This window comes from Myroides indicus, assembly GCF_004364575.1.
Taxonomy (GTDB): domain Bacteria; phylum Bacteroidota; class Bacteroidia; order Flavobacteriales; family Flavobacteriaceae; genus Flavobacterium; species Flavobacterium indicum_A.
In genome coordinates this window covers 80,442-87,359 of the sequence record NZ_SOAG01000012.1, presented here as the reverse complement: position 1 = coordinate 87,359, position 6,918 = coordinate 80,442, and the positions used below count along the sequence as shown (strand labels likewise).

The following is a 6,918-nucleotide window of genomic DNA, read 5'->3' as shown; positions in this document are numbered from 1 at the left end:
GGTTCTTCAAAATATTTATTATGTTCTGAAAGTGGTTTCAGTTGATACAATTCACAACTTGGTGTTGCATTTTCAAATATATCTGCCACTACAGGGGCTGTAATGTTTACTTTATAAGCTGTTTCTTCATAACATCCCTCATCACTGTTTAATTGCAACAAATATATCACGTGTTCACCCGGTTCGGCCAAAACATCTCCAACCTGGTATTCTTTGCCCTGACCACCCGGTTCGGTATAATAATACTGATCGCCGTTGACTTGTGGGAATACATATTCTGCGCATACTGCAACGTTTTCAGGTTTAGAAGGAACAGCTCCTTGTTCTACCTTAATACGCAAAATAAATACTTCGTAGCAGCCCGTACGAGTATCTTCTATACGGATGTAAACATTTGAATCTTCCTCTCCTTCTACAACATAAGCTGATGTATTTTCAATAACATTTCCACTTCCCTGTGCAGCTTCTTCTTGTGTCAAATAATAAGCTGTAGTATAATCTTCTCGTTTAACCTCTGCAAACATTTCTGCTTCTACACCTGATAAATCCACTGTTCTTTCTTTGAGTGAATATCTGCAAACTTCAAGTTCTGCCGGCTTGTAAACCACTTTAGAAATAGCAGGATAAATCTCTACTTTAACAGATCCTATAACTTCACAGTTTATATCCGGATACCTTCCAACAACTTTATAGGTTCCAAATTCACAAGCTTCATAATTTGGTTGAGTGGCTCCCGCTATAGCTACATCATCTTTATACCATTGGATCTCCACATCCTCAGAAGTTAAACCGGATTTCAATGTAACACATTCTCCTCCACATAGTGCATTGTCTGTCTCTACTAATAAATCAGCACCCAAATCCAAATTCCCCAAATCAAAACTACCCGCATTAAAAAACACTGCTGAAGCATCTGCCAAGAAACCGCAAAAATCTGCTATGGCTAATTTGATATGGTATTTTTTACCTGGTTTAACCGCAACGGTCTCCGAACTCATCGGAACAGTCATCCCTGTATAATTAACAGGAGCTGACAAAGGATCATCTTGATTGTTATCATAGTTTCTCCAGTAATACTCCGGGTTAGTACTCTCACAACTAGCACCTGATTTTTGATTATCTCTAATCGTAGAAATGGCTATAGGATCTGTTGTACCCGGAACTAATGCCAGATTCTGCCCTTCTCCTGTTTCTATCTCAGTCAGCCAAGCTGCAAATAATGCTCCTCCCGGCTGGCAAACCACAGCACATCCTCTATTAAAACTATCCGATACAAACAAATATTCAAACTTAATAGAATCTTTTACCGGAATAAAATCAAATTCCAAGACAGCTACTGCCTTCTGACTGCCAAAACCAGCTCCTCCAACCTGATCAATCACTTCATTTAAATCCGGGTCACCTGTCCAAAATGGAATACGCGGCTTAAAGGCTTCAAACCCTCTGTAAGGTCCCGCAATATACTCTGAACCGTGTGTGGCTAAAACAATACCCTCTTCGAAAGGAAAATCAGAATCTCCCCGGTTAAAATAAGCCAGTGTATTCATGCCATTAGTACCGTCTCCTGCCTGATATCTTACATTGGAAACCAAATCGCAATTGGAATTGATCAATACATCGTTTATAAGCTCCTCAACAGAGTATTTTTCACCGCTGGGGCTTACTTCCAAATATCCTCCGTCATAGGAAGTTAAACACAAGTTAAATAACAATTGTGTCGGACTCGACCCACCTATGCGAAGATAGTATTTCTGACCAGGTATCAAACCGGTTAGCAAAGCCTGATATCCTCTCCACTCTGACATAGAAAAACATTCCAAAGACGCTCCTGCAGGCGACGCCATGGTACTGCAATCCTGGTCAAACAAAGCAACCTCTATATTCGGACTCCATGCATTGAGTAAATCTTTTACATCCAACGCTCTTAGCATATGCGCTGTTGAGGTAGCTGTAAACTCAAACCAAATATCAAACTGAAAACCCCATGCGTTACACACATTAGCAATAGAAGACATCGTCGCTCCGTTAGTGCTCACACTTACTGTTTTTTCGCATGCTGTCGTTTTATTTACAGGAATATTAATCGCTCCAACGCAATCATCATTAGCTCCGATTTTAGTTCCTCCTATGACTGGCGATCCCCAATCACTGTAAGATTTACCATCTGTACATTTTGCTCTCACGTAAATAGTATATGCCTTGCCTGAACCAAGTCCTGTTACCGTTGTTTTGGGTGTACCTGTTACAGTGACCGTCTGAACCGGTGTAGCCGTTGCGTCTTCTCCGTAATTGACCACAATAACCTCCCATTCTGTAGAATCACCGTATTGTTCCCACTCCACATCCATGGTTGTAGAAGTTTGATTACTTACTTTTATGTAATAAGGCTCCGGACAGGTTTCTACTTTTTTCAAGAAAACATTGTCTAAATAAACACTTGAATATCCAGAAGTAGTTACTCTCCATGCAATATTAGCATCCCCGATAATACCGTTAAAAAAGACTACATCCTCTGTGTATTTATCATTTTTATATGTCTGACTTGGTTTTATAACCGTAGTAAAATCTGCTGTATCGGTTCCGGTCACAGATGCCAAAATCTCAAACTTATTATCATAATACGATGCGGTCTGATGGTGGTACTTTAACACGTACATGCCGCCGTCTAACACAATTGTCGGAGATATTAACCAATCATCACTTGGGTTTCCTGAACCGTTGAAAGACATTACTCCATCTCCCTCATACATACTGTAATTGTTTTGACCCCACATCGCACCATTATTATCAGCATCAATTATCTCCCAGCATCTCGATGTTTGGGAGTCAGAATTAAACCCTTCCCAAAATGGTACCGTATAAACATCGCAAAGTGTTACAAATACAAAAGGTCCTGCCCAAATACTGTATTCTCCATTGCCGCAATCCGTACGCACATAATATTCATAGTCTGTATTGGGTTCCAATGAAGTGCCCGAAGCATCTGCTGTAACCACATTTTCTTTTTGAGTAGTAGCTGTACCTGACCCTGTCGGCAGCCCCTCTCCGGCTTTTTGAACTGTGTATTCCCATTTAGAAGCTCCAAAATCATCAGTCCACAAAATAGTAGCTTCTCTCTTATCGATGTCTTTTACCTCCAGATTTAAAGGTTCCGGACACCCTGTAACCTCCTCCACAAACACATTGTCGATATAAAGAGTCTTGGACCCCATGCCTTTTACGTGCCAGGCCAGATTAACACTTCCGCTTAACCCGGCAATAAACACCTTTTCCTCTATATAATTGTCATTTGTGTAAACTTTATCCTTTACTATTTCTTTTATAAAGTCAGTCGGTTTAATTCCGCTACTGGACGCCAAAACTTCAAAATTATTACTGGCATTATATGAATTTGCTTTATAATGATACTTTAAGCGGTAAATTTTACCTGGATTAAAGTTAAAAACAGGAGAAATCAACCAGTCATCTGTGCTAACTGTATTAATATAGTCATAAACATAGAAGTACATAGCATGCGACCCTTCATACTGGCTATAATTATATTGACGCCACATTCCGGAACTGCTTGTTCCATCGCCATTCATATCAAGGATTGTCCAACAATAAATACCTTCTGATTTACTGTTAAATCCTTCCCAGAAAGGAGTCGTAAATACAGAACAAGCTGTCCTAAACTTATACGGTCCGGACCACTCTCCTTCTTTGCCACTTCCACAGCTGGTACGAACGTAAAATTCATACTCCGTATTGGCTTCCAATGCATCTCCGTTTTTATCAGATGTAACCGCGATCTCCTTGGTTTTAGTTCCTGTGCCCGACGAAGGAACATTCCCCCCTGATCGCTGAACTACGTATTCCCAATCTTTGCCAAAATCATCCTGCCAAAATATAGTCGCCTTATCTATGTCGATATTTTTAACGCCTAGATTCATCGGTTCAGGACAAGCTACCTCTTCTAGGAAAACATTATCTACATACAAATTACTTCCTTCATCATTAGCGTTGACATGCCAAGCTACATTGATAATGCCATCAACTCCACCAATAATAATTTTTTCTTCTTCCCACTTGTCATTCATATAGCCTTTTTTGGTCAATAAAACTTTAGTAAAATCAGCAGGATTAACTCCTGTCGTGGAAAGAGCCACCTCAAAATCATTTTTGTAATAAGTATTTGTCTTATAATGATATTTTAACTTATAAATTTTGGTTGCATCGAGATTAAATCTCGGCGAAATCAAATAATCATCATGCGGTCTTTTAGACACATCATATTGAGAGCCTGAAAAAGACATTTGTTGATCTCCCTCATAGGCTCCGTACGTATACGTCATCCACATATTATTGTATGTTGTACCATCATTATTGTTATCGATAATAGACCAGCAGCTCAAGGTTGGAGAAGTAGTATTAAATCCTTCCCAGAAAGGCAGTGTCTGCACATCACATGGTGTTCTGAATTTAAATGGTCCGATCCAACCACTGTTTTTGCCCGGTCCGCATACAGAACGAACCCAAAATTCATATTCAGTATTAGGCTGTAAATTTGCACTGCCCGTACCATTTGTTCGCGTTACCGTTACAGGCTTGCTGTTGGTAATGGTACCGCTGCCTGTAGGCTTGGAACCACCGGCTGCCTGAACATAGGTTTCCCACTGTGAATTTGTAGTGTCCGTCCAGTTAAATTTAGCTTTGTCTTTTTCTAAATCACTGATTGTAATATCATCCTCCGGTCCAATACAGTCCACTTTCTCAAGGGTAATCATATCCAGGTAAACATATGTGGTACCGGTTGAAACCACATGCCAGCCGATATGAACCTCCCCGCTTGCTCCGGTAATATACGCTGTCTTTTTAACGTAAGAACCGTTTTTATAAGTACTCTTAGGCACAACATCAGTTGTAAACTGGCTGGGATCTGTTCCATTATTAGACCACTTTACTTCAAACTCATTGTCATAGGAAGAAGAAGTTTTATAGTAATAAGTCAACTGGTAAGTATCTGTGCTACTCATGTTTATTGCAGGAGAAATAACCCAATCGTCATGTGTAGTCCCTGAAGAACCGCTAAAATACATACTGTAACTGCCCTCATAAGCATTAGAAGAACTGTTATAAAGACGCCACATATTGCTTGAAGTAGGTGAACCGTCTTTATTGCTGTCAATAATAGTCCAGCAAGCCAAAGTTTGAGAAGTAGTTTCAAAATTTTCTGTAAACGGCCAATTCAAGGCTTTACAGCTAGTTCTAAATACGAAAGGTCCCGACCAATCACCAAAGCTTCCATCCGAACACTTGGCACGAACATAAAACTCATACTCCGTATTATCTTTTAAATTGGCTCCGCCACGGTCTTTGGTTACAGTCGCTTCTTTTGTACTTAAGGCTGTTCCAGTTCCGCTTGGGTACCCATCTCCTTCTGCCTGTACAATATACTCCCAGCTCGCATTAAAATCATCACTCCAAACAATAGTTGCCGTATTGGTTTCGATATCTTTTACGCCCAAGTTTACCGGATCGGCACAATCTACCTCAACAAGAGTAACAGCGTCCAAATACAAATAGGTTCCTGCACCTTTGGAAGTTACCCGCCACGCCAGATTGACGTCTCCTGAGATTCCGCCTATAAATAAAATCTCTTCCTCCCAGGCACTGCTGCTATGTCCCTTTTTAGCCAAAAGCGTAGTTGTAAAACCACTTAAAGCCGTTCCGCTTTGGGAAAGCAAAACCTCAAAATCATTGCTGTAACTTGTAGTTGTTTTATAAAAGTACGTGAGTTTGTATAATTTAGAAGCATCTAAAGTTAATGCAGGGGAAATCAAGTAGTCATCGTGCGGCATTTTGGAAGCATCACTTTGATAACCAGAAAAATACATTTGCTGATCTCCCTCATAAGCACCATATGTATACGCCATCCAAGTATTACTATATGTTGTCCCATCACTATTGTTATCTATGATAGTCCAACAATCCAAAGATGGTGAATCCGTGTTAAATCCTTCCCAAAAAGGAACGGGAAAAGATGTACAAGTAGTAGCTGAAAAATTCCTTTCATCACTTTTTGCTGTAAAATTGCTAGTGCCACTCAATTGCGTCGAGACATTAAACTTTTCAGAGGTTTCCTCAACAAAGGTTCTTTTGATTTTAGTGTCTAAACCTAAAATCCTTCCGCTTATATCATACTCCATATTTATAGCATACATTATAACACTACAAATAAGAAGCAAAACACTTGCAAAAGTTTTTGTAATTTTTTTCATCTTAAACTAATTTTAGTTAAACAACCAAAGATATATTTTTTAACTTATTATAACAAAAAAATAACATTAAAAAAAATAACGCATTACAAATAAAATAATATACAAAAAATTTACGCAATAAAAGTATCAATATTAGACACTATTCTTTATTTAAAAGAAAAGGATAATATTTATCTACATCTGATAAGTTTAATAAATAAAACACAACGTAGGTTTGCCCCGAGGTATTGTTATAACAGAGTAAGCTCACCTTAATATACTTTGTGATAATCCTCATCAGGCTTACCTTCATTTTCTATATACTTTCCGTATTACTTTTGTTTCCATAGAAACCTGCTGTATTCGCGTAAAAGCCACTTGCCCATAGATTACCTCCCTATAATAATTGCTTTATCCAGGATGAAAACGAGACACTTCACGAACGGTTATAATTTTTACTGCACGTACCATTATTTGACTCAAAGACAAACTTGGTAGATTTTGTATCAAAAATGTACGTGATCTGATTCATACCTATTTCCAAAAAGCTTTCTCATAGCTTTCTCATAGCTTTCTGATATTTCTTTACAGATTGTAACTAAAGTAATTCCTGACTATTCAGTAATTATTTTACACCTATATTTCATAGATGGTACTATTACTATTAAGATATAATACT

At 38.6% G+C, this 6,918-nt stretch carries 1 protein-coding gene; it reads right to left on the bottom strand.

All coding sequences use genetic code 11. The annotated features are described in order from the left end of the window. A partial coding sequence (locus tag C8P70_RS06555; RefSeq protein WP_133712543.1) for a choice-of-anchor J domain-containing protein occupies nucleotides 1-6,260 on the bottom strand: 6,260 nt, incomplete at its 3' end. Nucleotides 6,261-6,918 lie beyond the last annotated feature (658 nt).